17 protein-coding genes are annotated in these 21,812 nt (G+C 60.9%); 7 read left to right on the forward strand and 10 right to left on the reverse strand.

Annotated features, from left to right (window positions below; all coding sequences use genetic code 11):
- Positions 1-319: 319 nt before the first annotated feature.
- Positions 320-4,729, forward strand: coding sequence for an NEL-type E3 ubiquitin ligase domain-containing protein (locus tag A0O30_RS05580; protein ID WP_105945835.1), 4,410 nt, complete (start codon positions 320-322; stop codon positions 4,727-4,729).
- 58 nt (positions 4,730-4,787) lie between these two features.
- Here A0O30_RS05580 and glpD read toward each other — a convergent pair whose 3' ends face one another.
- From glpD to A0O30_RS05600, 4 genes are all read right to left on the reverse strand, one after another.
- Entirely contained in the window at positions 4,788-6,317 is a 1,530-nt protein-coding gene (gene glpD, locus A0O30_RS05585) for a glycerol-3-phosphate dehydrogenase (protein WP_105945836.1), read from the reverse strand.
- Between the two features lie 174 nt (positions 6,318-6,491).
- Positions 6,492-7,247: a DNA-binding transcriptional repressor GlpR gene (gene glpR / locus A0O30_RS05590; RefSeq protein ID WP_016713733.1), complete on the reverse strand. Its 756-nt coding sequence runs from the start codon at positions 7,245-7,247 to the stop codon at positions 6,492-6,494.
- 102 nt (positions 7,248-7,349) lie between these two features.
- Complete coding sequence (glpK, locus tag A0O30_RS05595; protein WP_105945837.1) at positions 7,350-8,849, reverse strand: glycerol kinase GlpK; 1,500 nt, start codon at positions 8,847-8,849, stop codon at positions 7,350-7,352.
- A gap of 50 nt (positions 8,850-8,899) precedes the next feature.
- Entirely contained in the window at positions 8,900-9,751 is an 852-nt protein-coding gene (locus tag A0O30_RS05600) for an MIP/aquaporin family protein (protein ID WP_028698555.1), read from the reverse strand.
- Positions 9,752-10,055: 304 nt separating this feature from the next.
- On the opposite strand from A0O30_RS05600, the gene ybaK reads away from it, so the two are divergent.
- Positions 10,056-10,526, forward strand: a complete 471-nt coding sequence (gene ybaK / locus A0O30_RS05605; RefSeq protein WP_105945838.1) for a Cys-tRNA(Pro) deacylase — start codon at positions 10,056-10,058, stop codon at positions 10,524-10,526.
- A 136-nt stretch (positions 10,527-10,662) separates the two neighbouring features.
- On the opposite strand, the gene A0O30_RS05610 is transcribed toward ybaK, so the two are convergent.
- Entirely contained in the window at positions 10,663-11,772 is a 1,110-nt protein-coding gene (locus A0O30_RS05610) for an ABC transporter ATP-binding protein (RefSeq protein WP_105945839.1), read from the reverse strand.
- Positions 11,769-12,689 carry an ornithine carbamoyltransferase gene (gene argF, locus A0O30_RS05615; RefSeq protein ID WP_105945840.1) on the reverse strand — a complete coding sequence of 307 codons (921 nt, stop codon included), beginning with the start codon at positions 12,687-12,689 and terminating at the stop codon, positions 11,769-11,771. Before argF ends, A0O30_RS05610 begins: the two co-directional genes overlap by 4 nt.
- A 374-nt stretch (positions 12,690-13,063) precedes the next feature.
- Here argF and A0O30_RS05620 point away from each other — a divergent pair, with 374 nt between their 5' ends.
- Both A0O30_RS05620 and grxD read left to right on the forward strand, forming a co-directional pair.
- A complete protein-coding gene (locus A0O30_RS05620; RefSeq protein ID WP_105945841.1) occupies positions 13,064-15,172 on the forward strand; it encodes a molybdopterin oxidoreductase family protein in 2,109 nt (702 codons plus the stop codon).
- Between the two features lie 91 nt (positions 15,173-15,263).
- On the forward strand, positions 15,264-15,599 hold the full coding sequence (grxD, locus tag A0O30_RS05625; protein WP_016713741.1) for a Grx4 family monothiol glutaredoxin: 336 nt from the start codon (positions 15,264-15,266) through the stop codon (positions 15,597-15,599).
- A 57-nt stretch (positions 15,600-15,656) separates the two neighbouring features.
- Here the strand turns inward: grxD and bfr are convergent, their stop codons facing one another.
- Both bfr and A0O30_RS05635 read right to left on the reverse strand, forming a co-directional pair.
- Positions 15,657-16,130: a bacterioferritin gene (gene bfr / locus A0O30_RS05630; RefSeq protein WP_105945842.1), complete on the reverse strand. Its 474-nt coding sequence runs from the start codon at positions 16,128-16,130 to the stop codon at positions 15,657-15,659.
- Between the two features lie 201 nt (positions 16,131-16,331).
- Positions 16,332-16,550, reverse strand: a complete 219-nt coding sequence (locus tag A0O30_RS05635; protein ID WP_045185737.1) for a bacterioferritin-associated ferredoxin — start codon at positions 16,548-16,550, stop codon at positions 16,332-16,334.
- A gap of 224 nt (positions 16,551-16,774) precedes the next feature.
- Here A0O30_RS05635 and A0O30_RS05645 point away from each other — a divergent pair, with 224 nt between their 5' ends.
- Positions 16,775-17,377 (forward strand): peroxiredoxin, encoded by a 603-nt coding sequence (locus A0O30_RS05645; RefSeq protein WP_012273884.1) that lies wholly within the window; start codon positions 16,775-16,777, stop codon positions 17,375-17,377.
- A gap of 159 nt (positions 17,378-17,536) precedes the next feature.
- Here the strand turns inward: A0O30_RS05645 and rnt are convergent, their stop codons facing one another.
- Both rnt and pyrC read right to left on the reverse strand, forming a co-directional pair.
- A complete protein-coding gene (gene rnt, locus A0O30_RS05650) occupies positions 17,537-18,148 on the reverse strand; it encodes a ribonuclease T (RefSeq protein WP_225917480.1) in 612 nt (203 codons plus the stop codon).
- 59 nt (positions 18,149-18,207) lie between these two features.
- Positions 18,208-19,254: a dihydroorotase gene (pyrC, locus tag A0O30_RS05655; protein ID WP_016713746.1), complete on the reverse strand. Its 1,047-nt coding sequence runs from the start codon at positions 19,252-19,254 to the stop codon at positions 18,208-18,210.
- Between the two features lie 130 nt (positions 19,255-19,384).
- On the opposite strand from pyrC, the gene A0O30_RS05660 reads away from it, so the two are divergent.
- Both A0O30_RS05660 and A0O30_RS05670 read left to right on the forward strand, forming a co-directional pair.
- Positions 19,385-20,311, forward strand: coding sequence for an OmpA family protein (locus A0O30_RS05660; RefSeq protein ID WP_105945844.1), 927 nt, complete (start codon positions 19,385-19,387; stop codon positions 20,309-20,311).
- Between the two features lie 279 nt (positions 20,312-20,590).
- Complete coding sequence (locus A0O30_RS05670) at positions 20,591-21,808, forward strand: argininosuccinate synthase (RefSeq protein ID WP_016713748.1); 1,218 nt, start codon at positions 20,591-20,593, stop codon at positions 21,806-21,808.
- Positions 21,809-21,812: the final 4 nt, after the last annotated feature.

The raw sequence follows: 21,812 nt of genomic DNA on the forward strand, positions 1-21,812 counted from the left end.
TTGTTTTTTTTATGGAGCCGTTGGCGGACTCTTTCGTTCAACGAATACCGCAAGAAGCGAGTGCATTCGGCTACCAAGTGTAGAGCATGAGTCGTGCCAAGCCCTGATGCCGATCATAACGCCGCAAAAATGCTGGGGATTAAAGTTTTCTGACCTAAGTGTGACGTGCTTTTTCGTCCGGATATCCGAATGTGTCGACTGCCATTGTTCGGTAATCCGAATGGGTGTGTGGTCGAGTAGCTACCCTCAGATGTAATTACCGCTTCCCGAGAATTGGGCTGTGGCTTCTTGCGTGCTTCCTATCGAGGAGGCTCGCTCCATGTCCAGCTCCAATGAATACCCTTACCCCACAGACTCCATTGATGCACTGCTTGCCAGGCAGCTGCCCGCCTGGGTCAGCAACGCTACCGGCAGCGCGCTGCGCGAATTGCACCTGGCGTTGAAGCAAGAGCAGGCAAGTGCAGAGCAGGTAAAGCAACTTCTGGGTCGTATACCCGGGCTTACCGAATACGCCACGCCCTTGCTTGAACAAGCACTGCAGGCGCAGCACAACGTCAAGGTGGACGTGCGCAATGGTGTGTTGTGCACGGTGGTGCGCAAGGAGTTTCCCAGCATATTTCCTTTGCCACCTATAGTCCGAACCGTACGAACCGCTTCAGTGCCGCTTTTGGCTGCTGCATTGCACAATTTTGCCGAGGAAGAGTTGCAGGCTCGGCCACTGGTTCGTCGTCGGTTGGAAAGCGCCTCGGGAGCCCTGCTGCCGATTTCCTTCGTTCAGTTCGCCAAGCTTTGTCGCAAACTTGATCTGGGCGGTGGCTACCAGGCTGTGCTGCATGAGCATCTACTGCCACCCGACGTTGACGGTAGCCCCGCTGGCGCGCCGCGCAGGCAAGTCGAAGCGTTGCTGGAAGAGGCATCACGTGCGGCAATGGAGGCGGCCGTGCGCCTTGCCTTGCTCAAGGGGCAGATCCAGGAAAGTAGTTATTTGCAGTTGCTGAGAGTGTTCTCACGCAAAGCGATCGTGCCGGCCGATACCACCAAGCTCAAATATCGCCAGCTTTTTGTGCTCGGCAAGTGTGTGCAGGGGGTAGTGGTCGTCGAGGTGTGGGATAGCCAGGGCTCCCGTCTGCAGAACCTCCTGCTGTGGACACCGGGTGACCCAGAGCAGCCTGTCCGGCAGTACAGTTCGTGGCAGGCACTCTACCAGGCACTGGGAGGACGACTGCGCGAAGCGTCCTACGCCCGTTATTTTTCCCGGTTCATTGCCGAGACAGACCGCGTAGCGTTCTGTACCAAGCTTGAGCACCTGTTAACTGCCACCAAGGTGGGTACTGCACTCGAACTTGATGGGCGTAACTTCCCGATTACCGAGCCACTGTTCGCCTACCTGCGCGCCCAGCGGCTCAATAAGATTCTGGGTGACGCGAAAGCACTGGCGGTACCAACCGGGGTCGAGGACGCTGCCTCTCGCAACCAGCGCCTGAAAGGCTATGAAAATGCTGGCCTTACATTACTTGGCCTTGCCGGGCTGTTTGTTCCGGTGTTGGGTGAGGTCATGATGGGCGTGGCTGCGCTGGAGATTGCCGATGAAGTGTACGAGGGTTATCAGGATTGGCGGCTTGGTGACCGTGAGGCCGCTTTGGGGCATCTGTTCTCGGTAGCAGAAAACGTAGCCCTGGGGGCTGCCGTTGGGGTGGGGGTGGCAGCCGGCGCCAAGGTGCTTGAGCGTGTCATGTTCGTCGACGAGCTTGCACCGGTGGTGGCTGAAAGTGGCCGTGTGAAACTCTGTACCACTGACTTGGCTGCTTACCGTCTGGAGCAGCATACAGACCTGTCCGTGTGGCAGATCCATGCTGACCCGCAAGGCTGGCACCTGCACTTGCATGATGGGGCATTCCAGTTGGCTGGGGCGGCGGATGGCAAAGGTCTGTCGATTCGTCACCCGCTGCGCGAGAGCGCTTACCGGCCCAGGCTCGAAAGAAACGGCAGTGGCGGTTGGCGACATGCGTTGGAGCAGCCCCAGGAGTGGGGCGGCGAACTACGGCTTTTGCGCCGGCTGGATGCCCGTTTTGCCGATATCACCCAGGAGCAGGCCACCGCGTTGCTTGATTGCACAGGGTTCGATGAGGCGCGGCTGCGGCAGCTTTGTGCGGAAGGCGCACCAGCGCCTGCTCGGCTTCAGGATGCGTTCGAGCGCTATCGCCTGCATGCGTTGCATCCAACGCTGGAGGCGCAGGCCTTGGAGGTGTTGGTCGCACAAGCCCAGGAGGCAGAAGAGGTGGAGGATGCCTTGTTGCGGCGGAGCTTTCCCGGGCTTTCCGTGCGGGGTGCCAAGGAAATACGCAAGCAGGTTGACGGCCGGGACCTGGAGCAACTGAACAAGACCGGGCGTGTGCCGCTGGCAATGGCGGAGAGAGTGCGCTGGTTCCTTGGTGACAGCCGTCTGGACCGCGCGTGTGCCGGATTGCGCTTGAGGCAGGCTGTGACTACCGACACTGAGAAACTGGCCATAGGGCTGGTACATGAGTTGGCCGCCTGGCCTGAAACGCTGCGTGTCGAACTGCGTGAGGGGGCATCCGGGGGGCCGGTACTTGGGCAGGTGGGCGCAGAGTTGGCACAGCAGGTTATCAGCATCGTACGACAGGAGCAGGGCTACAGCGTGCATATGCGAACAGTCGGAGCCCAGGCCAATACCCTTGCAACCGACAGCTTCATGAACGCCCTGTTGCTCTGCATGGGGGATGAACAGAAATCGTTGTTGGGTGATGCGATGCTCACCGAACCGCAACTGGTTGAAAAATTGGCGGCATACGCGCGTGACCATCGGGAATTGTCGTCCAGGCTTATTGGGCAAGTACCGATCGCTGGTGGCGTTCGCCCGCCCGTGCGTTTTGCCGATGGTCGACTTGGCTATCCCCTCAGCGGCCGGGGTGAAAGCAGAGGCCAGGCCAGCAGGCGCGGAATTCGGCAAATTTTTCCGACATTCGATGATGCTCAAATGCAGCAGTACATGCTTGACCTGGTTTCCAGGGGCGTCGACTCATGGTCCCACTACGAGGCATTACACGCACAATGGGGGGCACTGAGGCAGGCGCTGGCGAGCTGGCGAGCGGAGTATGTGAGGCTTGTTGATCTGTTGAGGCGTAGCAGGGTGGTCAACACCATTCGGCGTTGTTGGCGCCGTAAGTTGGGTCGGCGAGCAGATGGCACCTATGCGCTTGAAGTTCGTGGCGAGCGGGTGGGCAGCTTGCCGCAGTTACCTGACGGCATCATGTTCGAGCATGTTACCCGGTTGGTGCTGCGAGACATGGATCTGGCAGAGATCGATGCCGACTTCCTAGGCCGCTTCCCGAACCTGACGGAACTTGATTTGCGTAGCAATCGGCTGTTGTCGATTCCCCATGGGCTGGAACATTTGACAGAACTACGCGTGCTGCGCCTGGACAATAACCAGATCGTTTTTACGCAAGCCGATAGCCAGCGATTGAACGCATTGATCAACCTTGAAAGGCTGGAACTCAATTACAACCCGTTGGGCGACGCGCCTGCTGTGCGGCAGATGTTGAACTTGAGAGCAGTGGGGATGCGTGCGGCCGAGATAGAAGCGCTTCCCGCCCGAATTGAGCAAATGCCGTGGCGAGGTATTGCCGATCTGCGTGAAAACCGGATTCAGCAAGTCAACCAGGACCTACAAGGGTTGCGTGTGCGTTTGCAGCAAATGGCCTTGCATGACAATCCACTGGACGAAGCCAGCGAGCGGTATCTGCAAGAACAGCCAGGGCCATCGAGCGCTGTTCAACCCGTCGTCCGGCACAGCCCTGACTACCGCCATCATCTTGTTCGACAGGCAGAGTTATCGACGTGGCTGACGGGGTCGATTGGCGCTCAAAGGATTGAGCGCGAGATGTTATGGAGCAACCTTCGGCACGCGTCTGGCGGCGATGACTTCTTCAACTTCCTGCGCGACTTTGCTCAGTCACCGGACTACCTGAAATACCCCGCGTACTACCGCGCCAGGGTGTGGGCGATCATCGAAGCGTGCGAGCAGAACAGCGAGCTGCGTGAACTGTTGTTCGAGCAGGCGGGCGGGGTCGCGACCTGTGAGGATCGCTTGCTTTGGGTGTTCAGCCAGATGGAAATACGTGCCCTGGTTCATCGAGAGACTGCAGGCCTACCTCAGATGCAGAGTGAGCGAGCGTTACTGAAACTTGGGCGTTCGCTCTATCGGTTGCAAGAGCTGGATAGAATTGCGGCGAAAAAACTCACCAGCCTCAGGAAAGAATTTGCGAACAGCCCCGCGCGACTTGAAAGCATTGACGATGTCGAAACGTACCTTGCCTACCGCGTGGGGCTGGCGGGGCCATTGCAGATACCAGGCCAGCCAGTGACCATGCACTACCTTCGCGAGTCGCTGGTGACGACCGAGGACATCAATGTTGCCAGGGTTAAAATACTTACCTCAGAAAGCAGCGAGCGGTTGATGCAGTCACTGGCCAATCAGGAGTATTGGCAGGACTATCTGCGGGCGACCTATTCGGGCCGTTTCAGGGCATTGGTGGATGCCCAGCGCGAATTTCTGGAAGCGTACGACAGGCTTGTGGCAGACGGCAGTATTGATGAGCTGACCTATCTGGAACGATGCAACGAACTGAAGACGGACCTGGAAGTCCGTGAGCGTGCATTGATCGAGCAATTGACCGCAGAGGCTTATTCGCGCTGGTCAGTCTGAACCGCTTGCTTGCAACAGCGCCGTGCAGCGTGTGAGCGATGCACGGCGCCTGGGGGCTTCAAGCGGCTTCGACACCGGCGCGGCTGTCTTGCAGGTAGTCTTTCAGGGTTTGTTGTTCCATGGCGCTAGTGAACAGGCCCAGCTTGGTCCGACGCCACAGAATATCCTCGGCATCAACCGCCCACTCTTCGCTGCGCAGGTAGTCGATTTCGCGAGTGAACAAGCCGCCGCCTACTGCCTGGCCCAGGTCATCCGGGCCGGCAACACCCTCCAGCAGGCGCCACACGCGGCTGCCGTAGGTCACTACCCAGCGCTTGGCGATGTCAACGGGCAGCCAGCCATGTCGGGCAAGCAGAGTGTCTAACAAGCCTTGCGTGGTGGTCATCTGCTCGCCGCCCGGCAATGGCGCGTCAGCGGTCCAACTGGCGCGCATCTGGGGGAAGAACGGCTGTAGTTCCGCCATCGCCGATTCCGCAAGTTTGCGGTAGGTAGTCAACTTGCCTCCGAACACTGACAACAGTGGCGCTTCGCCCTCGGCGGCAGACAAGGCCAAGGTGTAGTCGCGGGTTACCGCCGACGGGTTGTCGGACTCGTCGTTGCACAGCGGACGTACGCCGGAATAAGTGTGCAGGATGTCGGCGCGGCTGAGTTGATGGTTGAAGTGTTCGTTCACAACCTTCAACAGGTAGTCGGTTTCCTGCTCGGTAATCGCCACCTTGGCCGGGTCACCGCTGTATTCGCGGTCGGTGGTACCGATCAGGGTAAAGCGATCCAGGTAGGGGATGCAGAAGACGATGCGCTGGTCTTCGTTCTGCAGGATGTAGGCATGCTCGCCTTCGTACAGGCGCGGGACGATGATGTGGCTGCCCTGGATCAGGCGGATACCGTAGGGGGCGTCAAGCTTGAGGTCGTCCTTGATGAAGCTGGCGACCCATGGGCCGGCGGCGTTCACCAGGGCGCGGGCGCGGATGGTCTGCAAGCTGCCATCGGCGTGTTGCAGCGACACCTCCCACAAGCCATCGACGCGCTCGGCGCGCAGGCAACGGGTGCGGGTGCGCACGTGTGCGCCATGTTCGCGAGCTGCCATGGCGTTCAGCACCACCAGGCGGGCGTCGTCCACCGCGCAATCGGCGTATTCGAAACCGCGGGTGATTGCCGGCTTGAGCGGGTACCCCGGGCCGAAGCGCAGGCTGCGCGAGGCACCCAGGCGCTTGCGCTTGCCCAGGTGGTCATACAGGAACAGGCCTGCACGAATCATCCACGCCGGGCGCAGGTGCGGGCGGTGTGGCAACACAAAGCGCATCGGTTTGACGATGTGGGGTGCCTTGGCCAGCAGCACTTCACGTTCAGCCAGCGCTTCACGCACCAGGCGGAACTCGTAGTGCTCCAGGTAGCGCAGGCCGCCGTGGATCAATTTGCTGCTGGCTGACGAGGTGTGTTGGGCCAGGTCGTCCTTCTCGCAAAGAAATACCTTCAGGCCACGCCCAGCGGCGTCGGCAGCGATGCCCACGCCATTGATGCCACCGCCGATCACGGCGAGGTCATAGCAGTCGGCGAGTGGGGGCTGGGACGAAACGGGCTGGGACACGGGCAAGGCCTCCTGAGGCTGTTCACATCGAATATGAACATTGATGTTCGTTTTCGAAAATACTAGCGCAAGAGAAAGCCGGTCGCCAGTCAGTCTTTATAGAAAAAACTGATCAGATGACAATAAAGTGAACATTTACGAAAATGGCGGGCCGCTTGGCAGCCCGCAGGCGGCTCAAACCACTTCGAGGCGGATCTTGTACTGGTTGAGCAGCTGGGTGAGGGTGGTGGTCGGAGCCTGGTCGGTTACCAGGCAATCGACCAGGCTGATCGAGCCCAGACGCACCATGGCGTTGCGCCCGAACTTGCTGGAGTCGGCGGCAAGGATCACTTGCCTGGCATTGGCGATGATGGCCTGGGATACCCGCACTTCCTGATAGTCGAAGTCGAGCAGGCTGCCGTCTTCATCGATGCCGCTGATGCCGACCAGGGCGAAGTCGACCTTGAACTGGTTGATGAAGTCGACGCTGGCCTGGCCGACCACCCCGCCATCGCGACGTACCGTGCCACCGGCCACCAGTACTTCGAAGTCATCCTTGGCGGCGAGGATTGCAGCCACATGCAGGTTGTTGGTAATGACCTTCAGGTGGTTGTGATTGAGCAGTGCCCGGGCGATGGACTCGGTGGTGGTGCCAATGTTGATGAACACCGAAGCATGGTCGGGAATCTGCCGGGCTACCGCTTCGGCAATGCGTTGCTTTTCGTCGCGCATCTGGTCGGCACGCATGGCGTAAGCGGTGTTTTCCACGCTCGAGTCGTAGGCCGCGCCACCGTGGTAGCGACGCAGCAAATTGAGTTCGGCCAGCTGGTTGATGTCACGGCGGATGGTTTGCGGTGTCACGACAAACAGCTGCGCCATTTCTTCGATACTGACGTAACCGCGCTCACGCACCAGTTCGAGGATTTGTTGTTGGCGAGGGGGCAGATTCATGGGGCGGTCCTTTGGGGCTGCCGGACAAATTCTGCAATGATGCCGTAGGACGCGGATGACGGCCAGTAGACGATTGGGGCCGCGAGGCGGCCCCGATAGGCATTACGCCTCGTGATCTTCCCAGTCACGGGTGCGCTCGACCGCCTTTTTCCAGCCGGCATACAGCTTCTCTTTCTGCGCTTCATCCAGCTGTGGGCTGAATTCGCGCTCGATGATGGCTTTATCGCGCAGCTCGTCCAGGCCACTCCAGAAGCCACAGGCCAGGCCAGCCAGGTAGGCGGCGCCCAGCGCTGTGGTTTCGCGCATCTTCGGCCGCTCTACGCAGGTGCCGAGGATGTCGGCCTGGAACTGCATGAGGAAGTTGTTGGCCACCGCACCGCCGTCCACGCGCAGCTCGGACAGGCGCTGGCCGCAATCCTGCTGCATGGCGTCGAGTACATCGCGGGTCTGGTAAGCGATCGACTCCAGTGCGGCGCGGATGATGTGGTCCACCTTCACGCCACGGGTCAGGCCGAACAGCGCGCCGCGGGCATACGGGTCCCAGTACGGGGCACCCAGGCCGGTGAAGGCGGGCACCAGGTAGACGCCGTTGCTGTCCTTGACCTTGCTGGCGAAGTACTCGGTATCCAAAGCATCGTTGACGATTTTCAGTTCGTCACGCAGCCATTGCACGGTGGAGCCACCGTTGAACACCGCACCCTCCAGTGCATAGGCCACCTCGCCACGCGGGCCGCAGGCGATGGTGGTGAGCAGGCCATGGGACGACGTTACCGCCTTGTCGCCGGTGTTCATCAGCAGGAAGCAGCCGGTGCCGTAGGTGTTCTTGGCCTGGCCTGGCTCCACGCACATCTGGCCAAACAGTGCCGACTGCTGGTCGCCGGCGATACCGGCGATGGCGATGCCGCTCTTGGTGTGGCCGTACACTTCCGAGGACGGGCGCACCTCTGGCAGCATCTGGTGCGGGATGCCCAGGATCTCCAGCAGCTTGGCGTCCCACTGCAGGCTGTGGATGTTGAACATCAGCGTGCGCGAGGCATTGGTGTAGTCGGTGACGTGTACCTTGCCGCCGGAGAACTTCCAGATCAGCCAGGTATCGATGGTGCCGAACAGCAGCTCGCCACGCTCGGCACGTTCACGCGCGCCTTCGACGTTGTCGAGGATCCACTTCAGCTTGGTGCCAGAGAAGTAGGGATCGGTGACCAGGCCGGTTGTTTCGCGAATGTAGTCTTCATGCCCGTCACGCTTGAGCTGGGCACAGATTTCGGTACTGCGGCGGCACTGCCAGACGATGGCGTTGTACACCGGGCGACCGGTTTCCTTGTCCCATACCACGGTGGTTTCGCGCTGGTTGGTGATGCCCAGTGCGGCGACCTGAGCATGGCTGATACCGGCCTGGGCCAAGGCTTCGACCATGGTCGCGCTTTGCGTGGCGAAGATCTCCATCGGGTCGTGCTCGACCCAGCCCGCCTGCGGGTAGTGCTGGGCGAACTCGCGCTGGGAGGTACCCACCACATTGGCGTCGCGGTCGAAAATGATCGCCCGCGAACTGGTGGTGCCCTGGTCCAGGGCGATGATGTAGTTCTTATCCTGGGTGTCTGTCATGGTCGTAGGCCTTGCAAAAATAGGGGTCAGGGCTGGGCGTGATGCCGGCATCAACTGGCTTGAGTATCGCCCTGGCGGATGTCATTTGTCTCAGGGTTCGCGGCAGGTGCCGTTGGCAAGTTGCGGGCGATAAGGCCGCGATAGGTCGCGGCACCCACGCAGGCGCCAAGGATCGGTGCGAACACCGGAACCAGGAAATAAGGAATATCCCGCCCGCCAGTGAAGGCGATTTCGCCCCAGCCGGCCAGGAAGGTCATGAGTTTTGGCCCGAAGTCGCGGGCCGGGTTCATCGCAAAGCCGGTCAAGGGGCCCATGGCACTGCCGATCACGGCAATCAGCAGGCCGATCAGCAGCGGTGCCATGGCACCGCGTGGCAGGCCGTTGTTGTCGTCGGTCAGGGCCATGATCACGGCCATCAGGATGGCGGTGATCACCACTTCCACCAGAAATGCCTGGCCGGTGGACAGCGACGGGTGTGGGTAGGTGGAGAACACCGAGGCCAGCTCCAGGCTGGCTTCGCTACCGCGCAACATGGCGTGGGCCTGTTCGAAATCGAAGAACAGGTTGCTGTACAGGGTATACACCAGCGCTGCCCCGCAGAACGCGCCGCACACCTGGGCCAGCATGTAGAAGGGCAGCTTGCGCTTGTCGAAACCGGCAAACAGGGTGAGGGCGATGCTCACGGCCGGGTTCAGGTGCGCGCCGGAAATGCCGGCGGTGAGGTAGATCGCCATGCTCACGCCGACGCCCCAGATGATACTGATTTCCCATAGGCCGAAGCTGGCGCCGGCGACCTTGAGGGCGGCAACGCAGCCGGTACCGAAAAAGATCAGCAGGGCGGTGCCGAGGAACTCGGCCAGGCATTGGCTGGACAGCGTGGGTTGGCGTAGAGCAGTCGTCATGTATGACCTCGTTTTTTTTGTTGTGAGGCGCGTGGCGCTCGACAGCAAAGCCCGGTGTCTATCCCCATTGACCCCGGGCAGATGTAGGAAATGCACCTTATAAGTGCACCATTTTATTCAGAAACGAAAAAATATAGACAAGAAACGCTGATGTCAAAGGTCGAAAGTGAACGACCAGTCACGATATGGCCGCTAAAATCAACCGCGGATCCCCGTGCTAGAGGCGCCCAATTGCGGTGCGCTGGCTGGGATGTGGGAATTGTCCTAAAGTAGCCGCCGAGCCGTCCAAGACCGGAGCCCCTGCATGACCCCCGCCCTAGACCTGTTGAAGAAGCACCGTGCCGAGCACCGCGTGCACAGTTATGAGCATGACCCGAAGTCGGCGTCGTATGGCCTGGAGGCAGCGGAAAAGCTCGGGCTTGACCCGCAACAGGTGTTCAAGACCTTGCTGGCGAGCAGCGAGAAGGGGGAATTGTTGGTGGCGGTGGTGCCTGTGGTGGGTACTTTGGACCTGAAGGCCCTGGCCCATGCTGCGGGGGTGAAGAAGTGCGAAATGGCCGACCCTGCGGCGGCGCAGCGGGCTACGGGTTACCTGGTGGGTGGGATCAGCCCCTTGGGGCAGAAGAAACGTCTGCGGACGTTCATTGATGATTCAGCGCAAAACTTTGCAACGATCCATGTTAGCGCCGGGCGGCGTGGGCTGGAGGTGGAATTGGCTGCAGTTGTACTTGCCGAGCATACCCAAGGCAAGTTTGCCGGAATCGGTCGGGGTTGAGATTTTGGGGCTGCTTTGCAGCCCATCGCCGGCAAGCCAGCTCCCACAGGAATTGCGCAGAGTTTCAGGTCGATGCGGTCGAGGTGGGAGCTGGCTTGCCGGCGATGGGCCGCAAAGCGGCCCCAAGGATCTGAAGTCAGGTCGCCGAACTGTACCGACGTACGCCATTCTCCTGCCGAGGCAATTGCGCCGCCACACTGCCCGGCACCGGGAACAGCACCAGGTGATCGGCCTTCACCGCAATCCCCACATCCCCACCCACCTGATGGTCGACATGGCTGGGGAAAATCGCTTCCAGCTGGCTGCCGGTCGGCAGTTGCAGGCGATACAAGGTCGACGCCCCCAGGAAGCTCTTGCCCACGATAGCCGCCCTCAGCGGGCTGTCCGGCGCATACACGATATCGTCCGGTCGCAGCAGCACATCCACCGAGCTGCCTGGCGCCATGGTGTAGGCGCGGTTACCGCGCAGTTCACCCAGTTCGGTATTGACCGCCTCGTGGCTGCTCATCTGCCCCCGGATGAAGTACCCCTGGCCGATGAAGCTGGCCACGAATGGTGTCTGTGGCTCGTGGTAAAGGTTGTAGGGCGTGTCCCACTGCTCCAGGCGGCCTTCCTTGAACACGCCCACCTGATCGCTGACGGCGAACGCTTCTTCCTGGTCATGGGTCACCAGGATGGCGCTGGTGCCGCGGCTTTTGAGAATGTCGCGAACCTCGTGGCTAAGGCGCCGACGCAGCTCCACGTCAAGGTTGGAGAACGGTTCGTCGAGCAGCAGCAACTGCGGCTCTGGCGCCAGTGCACGGGCCAAAGCAACCCGTTGCTGCTGGCCACCAGACAGCTCATGCGGATAACGCCCGCCCAGGCCGCCCAGCTTGACCAGTTCGAGCATCTCTTCGATGACGGCGGCCTGGCGTGGGTGCTTGGCGATGCCAAACGCAATGTTCTGCGCCACGGTCAGGTGCGGGAACAGCGCGTAGTCCTGGAACACCATGCCGATGCGGCGTTTTTCCGGGGCCAGGGTGAAGCCGGCGCGGGAAATGACGTCGCCGGCCAGCTGGATTTCACCGTCATGCACCGGCTCGAAGCCGGCAATGGCGCGCAGGGTGGTGGTTTTGCCACAACCGGATGAACCCAGCAGGCAACCGATGTCGCCTGCGTTCAGGTGCAGGTTGAGGTTCTGGACGATGCGCTGGTCGCCATAGCCGCAGGCGAGGTTGCGCAGGTTGAGCAGTAGGGGTTGACTCATGCGTGGTGGTAAGCCGGTTCTACAAGGAATTCGAGAAGCGCCTTCTGTGCATGCAGGCGGTTTTCAGCCTCGTCCCAGGCGACCGAACGAGGGTCGTCGAGCAGGTCCTGGCTGATTTCCTCGCCACGGTGGGCGGGCAGGCAGTGCATGAAGAGGACATCGGGTGCCGCCAGGTCGAGCAGTTCGCGGGTGACCTGGTAAGGCGCGAAATGCGCCAGGCGCCGTGCAGTTTCCTCCTCCTGGCCCATGGAAGTCCAGACATCGGTGACCACAAGGTGTGCGCCACGTACGGCTTCCTTGGCGTCACGGATGATCTGCACGCGGTCACCGCCCAGCGCCATGAAGCGTTCATCCGGCTCGTAGCCTTCGGGGCAGGCGATGCGCAGCTGGAAATCGAACTGCCGGGCAGCTTCGATGTAGGAGTTGCACATGTTGAAACCGTCGCCGATCCAGGTCACGGTCTTGCCCTGGATCGAGCCGCGGTGTTCCAGGAAGGTCTGCATGTCGGCCAGCAGCTGGCACGGGTGCGACTCGTCGGACAGGCCGTTGATGACCGGTACGCGCGATTTGGCGGCGAATTCGGTCAGGGTGCTGTGGGCGTGGGTACGGATCATCACCACGTCGAGCATGCTCGACAGCACGATGGCGCTGTCGCCGATCGGCTCGCCACGGCCCAGCTGGGTATCGCGCGGCGACAGGAAGATGGCCTGGCCACCGAGCTGGATCATGCCGGCTTCGAACGACACCCGGGTGCGGGTCGAGGACTTCTCGAAGATCATGCCCAATACGCGGTTCTTCAGGGGCTCGAACAGCACGCCTCGCTTGCGCAGGTCCTTCAGCTCGATGCCGCGGCGGATCACCCCGAGCAATTCGTCGGTGGTGAAGTCCAGCAGGGAGAGAAAGTGCCTAGCGCTCATGATTGACTACCTTATCTGCAACGGTATGCAGGTCGACCGTATGGTTTTTTTTGACAACGGGAGTGACCTGCGGCGTAAGCCGCACGGGGCGGACGAAATAGGGAAAGGCGCAATACTATAAGTAAATGTCGCCTCAAGCCAAGGGGGGAAACAGCGGCCTATTCGAAAGGATGTTGCAAAGGGTGTCTTTACCCGCTGGCCGGTGCTGTTTTTTATTTACTACACAGGGTTGTACACGGCTTGCTGGCAATTTGGCAAATGGCTGTCGCGAATCGTGCGCCTGATGTCGGTGGATTCACACGGCGAAGGGCGCTGGCCCGGGGGAGGGGCCGGGCGCATAGTCACTGTTCGACAACAACAAGGCAGAGGCGGCCATGACCAAGACCCTGCACCACCGTGCCTGTCACCTGTGCGAAGCGATCTGCGGGCTGAACATCGAAGTCAGCCACGAAGACGATGGGCGGGCGCTGATTAGCTCGATCAAAGGCGACCCCGAGGACCCGTTCAGCCGCGGCCATGTCTGCCCCAAGGCCGTGGCCCTGCAAGACATCCAGAACGACCCCGACCGCCTGCGCCAGCCGCACAAGCGGGTGGGGGAGCGCTGGGAGGCCATTGGCTGGGACGAGGCCTTTGCCCTGGCCGCCGACAAGCTGTGGGCGATCCAGCAGGCGCACGGGCGCAATGCCGTGGCGGTTTACCAGGGTAACCCGAGCGTGCACAACTATGGCCTGATGACCCACAGCAACTACTTCCTTGGCCTGCTCAAGACGCGCAACCGTTTCTCGGCCACTTCGGTGGACCAGTTGCCACAACATCTGGTCAGCCACCTCATGTATGGCCATGGCCTGCTGCTGCCGATCCCGGATATCGACCAGACCGGCTTCATGCTGATTCTCGGTGGCAATCCGCTGGCCTCCAACGGCAGCATCATGACCGTGCCCGATGTAGAGAAGCGCCTGAAGGCCTTGCGCGCGCGGGGAGGGCGTCTGGTAGTGGTAGACCCGCGGCGCAGCGAGACGGCGGCCATGGCCGATACCCATCTGTTCATTCGCCCGGGTGGCGATGCGGCCTTTTTGTGCGGCTTTCTCAACACCCTGTTCGAAGAGGGCCTGGCGCAGGGTTCGCACTTGCCGGTCAACGGCCTGCAACAAGTGCGCGAAGCACTCGCGCCGCTCAGTGCCGAGGCCATGAGCGTGCATTGTGGTATTGCCGCGTCGGATATCCGCCAGCTGGCACGGGATTTCGCCGCTGCAGGCAAGGCCGTGTGTTATGGGCGCATGGGTGTCTCTACCCAAGCCTTCGGTACCCTCTGCCATTGGCTGGTGCAACTGATCAACCTGGTGACCGGCAACCTCGATCGTGAAGGTGGCGCGTTGTGCACGGAGCCTGCCGTCGATCTGGTGGCGACCACCTCGGGTGGCCATTTCAACGCCTGGCAAAGCCGGGTATCGGGCTTGCCCGAGTACGGTGGCGAGTTGCCCGTGGCGGCCCTTGCCGAAGAGATGTTGACACCAGGCGAAGGGCAGGTCCGCGCGCTGGTGACAGTGGCCGGCAACCCCGTGCTATCCACCCCTAACGGTCGCCAGCTGGATGCAGCGCTGGAGGGGCTTGAGTTCATGCTCAGCATCGACCTCTACATCAACGAAACCACCCGGCATGCCGACCTGATCCTGCCTTCCACCAGCGCGCTGGAAAACGACCACTACGACAGCACCTTCAATTTGCTGGCCGTGCGCAACGTCACCCGCTTCAATCGGGCGATCCTGGCCAAGCCGGAAGGGGCGCTGCACGACTGGGAAATCTTCGTCGGCCTGGCGCGGGCATTCGCCAGGCGCGCCGAGCTTGAATTGAAACCAACCGTGGCGCCCGCGCAGATGATCGACCTGGCCTTGCGCAAAGGGCGCTATGGCGACGCAACACCGTGGCGGTTATCCCTGGCAACACTGGATGAGCACCCGCACGGGCTTGATCTAGGGCCTTTACGCAGGAACCTCGCGGCACGCCTGGCGACGGTCAGCAAGGCTGTTGACGCTGCACCTCAGGTATTGCTGGACGACCTGAGTCGCCTCGCACAACTGGCGCCCCCTGCACCGGGTGAACTGCTGCTGATCGGCCGCCGCCATGTGCGCAGCAACAATTCATGGATGCACAACTTCCATCGCCTGGTGAAAGGCAAGCCACGCCATCAGTTGTTGATGCACCCGCAAGACCTGCTGCAGCGGCAGCTGCAGGACGGCCAGCGGGTGCGTATCCGTTCGCGTACGGGTGATCTGGAAATCGAGGTGCAGGCCTGTGAAGACATGATGCCGGGGGTGGTCAGCCTGCCCCACGGCTTCGGCCATGGCCGCCAGGGCGTACACATGCAGATCGCCCAGACACAACCCGGCGTGAGTGCCAATGACCTGACCGACGAGCGCTTTCGGGACGCGGTTTCCGGCAACGCTGCACTCAATGGCGTGCCCGTGCAGGTAGAGGCCGCATGAGCAATGGTAAGGCCGAGCACGCCGCTCGGCTTTCCGTTACAATGCGTCACCGTGCCGACGACCGCGTCGGAAAGTTCAGCTGAGGTGCTAGATGGATATCATCGATACGATCAAAGAGCAGATTGCCAACAACACCATTCTGCTTTACATGAAAGGCTCGCCGAATGCCCCGCAGTGCGGGTTCTCGGCCAAGGCATCGCAGGCTGTGATGGGTTGTGGCGAGAAGTTCGCCTACGTCGACATCCTGCAGAACCCGGAAATCCGCGCCAACCTGCCAAAGTACGCCAACTGGCCGACCTTCCCACAGCTGTGGGTAGCCGGTGAGCTGGTTGGCGGCAGCGACATCATGCTGGAAATGTTCGAGAAGGGTGAGTTGCAAACCCTGATCAAGGAAGCGGCTGCCAAGGCCAAGGCTTCCGAAGCCTGATTTTCCGGCAAGCATAAAAAAACCCGCGGATCGCGGGTTTTTTTATGCGGTGAAGAATTACTCTTCGCCCATCTGCGACTGCAGGTAATTCTCGATAGTGATCTTGTCGATCAGACCCAGTTGGGTTTCCAGCCAGTCGATGTGCTCTTCCTCGGACTCGAGAATATCTTCAAGCATGTCACGCGAGCCGAAGTCGCCAGCCGTTTCGCAATGCGCAATGGCCGCCTTCAGGTTTACCAGGGCTTTCTTCTCGAGCTTCAGATCACACTCGAGCATTTCCTTGGTGTGCTCGCCGATCATCAGCTTGCCCAGGTCCTGAACGTTCGGGATGCCTTCAAGGAAGAGAATACGCTTGATCAGTTTGTCAGCGTCTTTCATCGCGTGGATGGATTCCTTGTACTCGAGCTTGCCGAGTTTGTTCAGGCCCCAATCTTCGTACATGCGTGCGTGCAGGAAGTACTGGTTGATCGCGACCAGCTCGTTTCCGAGGATCTTGTTGAGATGCTGGATGACGCTTACGTCGCCTTTCATTGCGGGTTCCTGCCCTGTAGAAGTGTGCCAATACAGTGAAGTTTGAGCCCGATACTTAGGAGTGTCAAACCTAAGTTATTGAATAATAAGTGAAAATTAATAGGAATAAGAATGTTTGTGAACCGCGTTGCGGCGCTAACTTATTGAATTACAGGCATAAAAAAACCGGACACAGGGTCCGGTTCTTTGAATTCTGGGGTTTCAGGCTGCGGTAAATTCTACGGGGTAGGGCAGGGCTGCCTGGCTGACCTGAAGCTCGGTCAGGGTCTCACGGACCACCTGCTTGGCCAGGCAGGCGCATTTGCCACACTGGCTTGCGACATTGGTCGCGGCTCGCACTTCCTTGTAACTGCAGCATCCTTCATAGATCGCATCGCGGATCTGTCCGTCGGTAACGCCGACACAAAGACACACATACATAAGGGCTGACCATCGCGGGTTGAGTCGATGGGTTGGAGCTTAATGTTAATGAGAATGCTTGTCAAAGGACTTTCTGGAAGGGCCGTGCTTGAGCGACCGGCGGTTGCCTGCCTGATGGATTCGGCCTGTCATCAGAAGCCGTGTATGATGGTCGGCCTTTGTTGGATGTCGGGCAAGCCCGTCTGGCCCGGCAAACGGTTTTTCACCCTCATCAGGAGATTACAATGAGCGTACTCGTTGGTAAGAAAGCCCCCGATTTCACCGTTCCGGCCGTGCTGGGCAATGGCGAGATCGTCGACAGCTTCAACCTGGCTTCGGCCATCAAGGGCAAGTACGGCCTGGTGTTCTTCTACCCGCTGGACTTCACCTTCGTCTGCCCGTCCGAGCTGATCGCCCTGGACAACCGCATCCCGGACTTCCAGGCCCGTAACGTAGAAGTGATCGGCGTGTCGATCGACTCGCACTTCACCCACAACGCCTGGCGTAACACCCCGGTCAACAACGGCGGCATCGGCCAGGTGAAGTACACCCTGGCTGCCGACATGACCCACGAAATCTGCAAAGCCTACGACGTCGAGTCCGAAGGCGGCGTGGCTTTCCGTGGCGCCTTCCTGATCGACACCAACGGTGTTGTCCGTTCGCAGATCATCAACGACCTGCCACTGGGCCGTAACATGGACGAGCTGCTGCGCCTGGTTGACGCCCTGCAGTTCCACGAAGAGCACGGCGAAGTTTGCCCTGCCAACTGGAAAAAAGGCGACAAAGGCATGAACGCTTCGCCAGAAGGCGTTGCTGCCTACCTGAGCGAGAACGCCGGCAAGCTGTAATTGCTGCGTGCATGAAAAAACCGGCCCTGGTGGCCGGTTTTTTTGTGCCGACATGTGCCGGCCTCTTCGCGGGCGCGCCCGCTCCCACAAGTTCTCTGCATTCCTTGAGGGCAGAAGTGCACCTGTGGGAGCGGGCATGCCCGCGAATACGATTTCAGATCAATCGTTGAAGTCGCGCCAGCCGCCCATTTCTTTCCAGCGGTTGACGATGCCGCAGAACAGCTCTGCCGTCTTCTCGGTGTCGTATCGCGCCGAGTGCGCTTCACGCCCGTCGAAGTCGATGTCCGCACTTTGGCAGGCGCGCGCCAGTACGGTCTGGCCATACGCCAGGCCCGCCAACGTAGCGGTGTCAAAGCTGGAGAACGGGTGGAACGGGTTACGCTTCAGGTCGTTGCGCGCTACCGCTGCATTCAGGAAGCCCAGGTCGAAGCTGCTGTTATGGCCGACCAGGATCGCCCGCTTGCAGCCATTGGCCTTGAGCGCCTTGCGCACGCCACGGAAGATGTCGGTCAGCGCGCTTTCCTCGCTGACGGCCATGCGCAGCGGGTGGTCCAGCTTGATACCGGTGAACTCCAACGCCGCGGCTTCGATATTGGCACCCTCGAACGGCTCCACCCGGTGGAAGTAGGTGTGCTCGGGGAACAGGAAGCCTTTCTCGTCCATGCCGATGGTGACGGCGGCAATTTCCAGCAGGGCATCGGTGGCGCTGTTGAAACCACCGGTTTCCACATCCACCACGACCGGCAGGTAGCCACGGAAGCGCTCGGCCATCGGGTGGCGCGAACCGCTGCTGCCCTGGGAGTCCAGGTCGTCTTCGTAGAGGTCTTCGCTCACGCGTTGTCCTCCAGCAGGCGCCAGCGCAGTTTTTCACCAGCGCGCAGCGGGATTACCGTCTGCTCGCCAAACGGCAGGCTGTCCGGGGCGGTCCATTCTTCGCGGACCAGGGTAATGGTGTCGGTGTTTGCCGGCAGGCCATAGAAAGCCGGGCCGTGCAGGCTGGCAAAGCCTTCCAGCTTGTCCAGTGCGTTACGTTGTTCGAACGCTTCGGCGTACATTTCGATGGCCGCATAGGCGGTGTAGCAACCGGCGCAACCGCAGGCGGCTTCCTTGGCGTGGCGGGCGTGAGGTGCCGAATCTGTGCCGAGGAAGAACTTCGGGTTGCCGCTGGTGGCCGCATCCAGCAGCGCCACCTGGTGGGTGTTGCGCTTGAGGATCGGCAGGCAGTAGAAGTGCGGGCGAATGCCGCCGACCAGCATGTGGTTGCGGTTGTACAGCAGGTGCTGGGCGGTGATGGTCGCGCCAACGTTGGCCGGGGCCTCGGTGACGAACTGCGCGGCATCGCCGGTGGTGATGTGTTCGAACACCACTTTCAACGTAGGGAAGCGCTCGACCAGACGGCGCATGTGCTCGTCGATGAAGCGCTTCTCGCGGTCGAACACGTCGATTTCGCTACGGGTCACTTCGCCATGCACCAGCAGGGGCATGCCAACTTCCGCCAGTGCCTCGATGGCCGGGAAGATGTTGTCGATGCTGGTCACGCCCGAGTCGGAGTTGGTGGTGGCGCCGGCCGGGTACAGTTTGGCAGCGTACACGATGCCGCTGGCCTTGGCCGCGCGGACGTCCTCGGGGCTGGTACGGTCGGTGAGGTACAGCACCATCAGCGGCTCGAAGCGGCTACCGGCCGGGCGCGCGGCAAGGATGCGCTCACGGTAGGCGCCAGCCTCGGCGGCATTGCGCACCGGTGGAACCAGGTTTGGCATGATGATGGCACGGGCGAAGGTACGCGCCACGTCGCCAACGGTGTGGGGCAGGACGGCACCATCGCGCAGATGGATGTGCCAGTCGTCGGGGCGCAGGAGGGTCAGGCGATCGGACATTGGGGATTCCAGGCGGGTCGAACTCAAGCCCCAATGCTACCGGAAAACCCTGGGTCGAGCACGGCTATCAAGTTTTCCGGCCAGCGTCCGATAGCCTGCAGGTAAGCCGTCAGAATTTGTGGAGCCGCCCGTGCGCCAGCGTTACCTAGCCCTGTTGACCCTGTTCGCCAGCCTGCCGGCCGGTGCACTGACTTTCCAGACGCGCATGGAGAACATTGCCTGGAAGGTCGAGGGTGACCAGTTCGAGTGCCGCCTGATCCAGCCGATCGAAGGTTTCGGCAGTGGTGAGTTCGTGCGCCGCGCAGGTGAGCAGCCGGTGTTCCAGTTGCGCTCGGACAGCAACGTACTGGGTGCAGGCACCGCCAGCCTGCTGGCGGCGGCGGCCCCATGGCAACCCGGGCGCGGCGACATCAACCTGGGCAGTGTGCGCATGGCCCGTACCGGTGTGCTGTTCAGCTCGTCCCAGGGCCAGGCCAGCCGCCTGATCAATGGCCTGCTCGACGGGCGCAGCACGGTGGTGCGCAACTATGCCGGTGAGGCGGGCAGGCCGATGGAGGTGCGGGTGTTGCCGGTCAGCTTTGCCAAGGCTTACAGCGACTATCAGGCCTGCGCGGGCAAGCTGCTTGCGATGAACTACGACCAGGTGCGTCAGACCCAGGTGGGCTTCCCGGGGGGCGGCATTGAGCTGGATGAAGCCGCCAAGGCGCGTCTGGACCTGATCCTTGACTACATGAAAGCCGACCCGACGGTTAACCACATCGAGCTCGACGGCCATTCGGACAATAGCGGCAATCGCCTGACCAACCGCGACCTGTCGCGCCGTCGGGCATTGTCGGTGGCTGATTACTTCAAGGCCCATGGCTTGAAGGAAGAGCAGATCATCGTGCGCTTCCACGGTGAGCAGTACCCGGTGGCGAAAAACAACAGCCCTGCCAACCGGGCGCGCAACCGGCGAGTGAATATCGAACTGGATCGGGTTACGGTGGTTGAGAAACCGGTGGAGAAACCTGCCGAAAAAGCCCCTGAGCCAACGGCTCCTGCGCCAGCGGTCAAGTAACCCGCATTCTTTTCGTACGGCCTCCTCAAACGTTGAGAGCCTGCGCAATCCCTGTGGGAGCGGGCAAGCCCGCGAAGCAGGCGACGCGGTAGATGGCACCGGCTGCGCCGGTGTTCGCGGGCATGCCCGCTCCCACAGGTTCGGCGTCGTACTCGGCGGCGCCGTCGCGCTTGCGAAAGTTCCTGTCGCTTTGTCGTCAGAAGCTGTCGCCCCACTGTAATTTTATCTGCAAGGCCGTTAGAATCGATCCCTTTCCGTACAACCCCGTGGAGTGATGGCATGGCGGACGTAAAAAAGGTCGTACTGGCGTATTCCGGCGGCCTTGATACTTCGGTGATTCTCAAGTGGCTGCAGGATACCTACAACTGCGAAGTGGTGACCTTCACCGCTGACCTGGGTCAGGGCGAAGAGGTCGAGCCGGCCCGTGCCAAGGCTCAGGCAATGGGCGTTAAAGAGATCTACATCGACGACCTGCGCGAAGAGTTCGTGCGTGATTTCGTGTTCCCGATGTTCCGCGCCAACACCGTCTACGAAGGCGAGTACCTGCTGGGTACTTCCATCGCCCGTCCGCTGATCGCCAAGCGCCTGATCGAAATCGCCAACGAAACCGGTGCTGACGCCATTTCCCACGGCGCCACCGGTAAAGGCAACGACCAGGTTCGTTTCGAGCTGGGTGCCTATGCCCTCAAGCCTGGTGTCAAGGTCATCGCACCGTGGCGTGAGTGGGACCTGCTGTCCCGCGAGAAGCTGATGGACTACGCCGAAAAGCACGGCATCCCGATCGAGCGCCACGGCAAGAAGAAGTCGCCGTACTCGATGGACGCCAACCTGCTGCACATCTCCTACGAAGGCGGTGTCCTGGAAGATACCTGGACCGAGCACGAAGAAGACATGTGGCGCTGGAGCGTCTCGCCTGAGAACGCCCCGGACCAGGCGACCTACATCGAGCTGACCTACCGCAACGGCGACATCGTTGCCATTGACGGCGTCGAGAAAACCCCGGCCACCGTCCTGGCCGACCTGAACCGTATCGGTGGTGCCAACGGCATCGGCCGCCTCGACATCGTGGAAAACCGTTACGTCGGCATGAAGTCGCGTGGCTGCTACGAGACCCCTGGCGGCACCATCATGCTCAAGGCCCACCGTGCCATCGAGTCGATCACCCTGGACCGCGAAGTCGCTCACCTGAAAGATGAGCTGATGCCGAAGTACGCCAGCCTGATCTACACCGGCTACTGGTGGAGCCCGGAGCGTCTGATGCTGCAGCAGATGATCGACGCTTCCCAGGTCAACGTGAACGGTGTCGTGCGCCTGAAGCTGTACAAGGGCAACGTTACCGTGGTTGGCCGCAAGTCGGACGATTCGCTGTTCGATGCCAACATCGCGACCTTCGAGGAAGATGGCGGCGCCTACAACCAGGCCGATGCCGCAGGCTTCATCAAGTTGAACGCACTGCGCATGCGCATTGCCGCCAACAAGGGCCGTTCGATGCTCTGATTGC

It is taken from the genome of Pseudomonas sp. LLC-1 (assembly GCF_002992185.1).
GTDB classification, from domain to species: domain Bacteria; phylum Pseudomonadota; class Gammaproteobacteria; order Pseudomonadales; family Pseudomonadaceae; genus Aquipseudomonas; species Aquipseudomonas monteilii.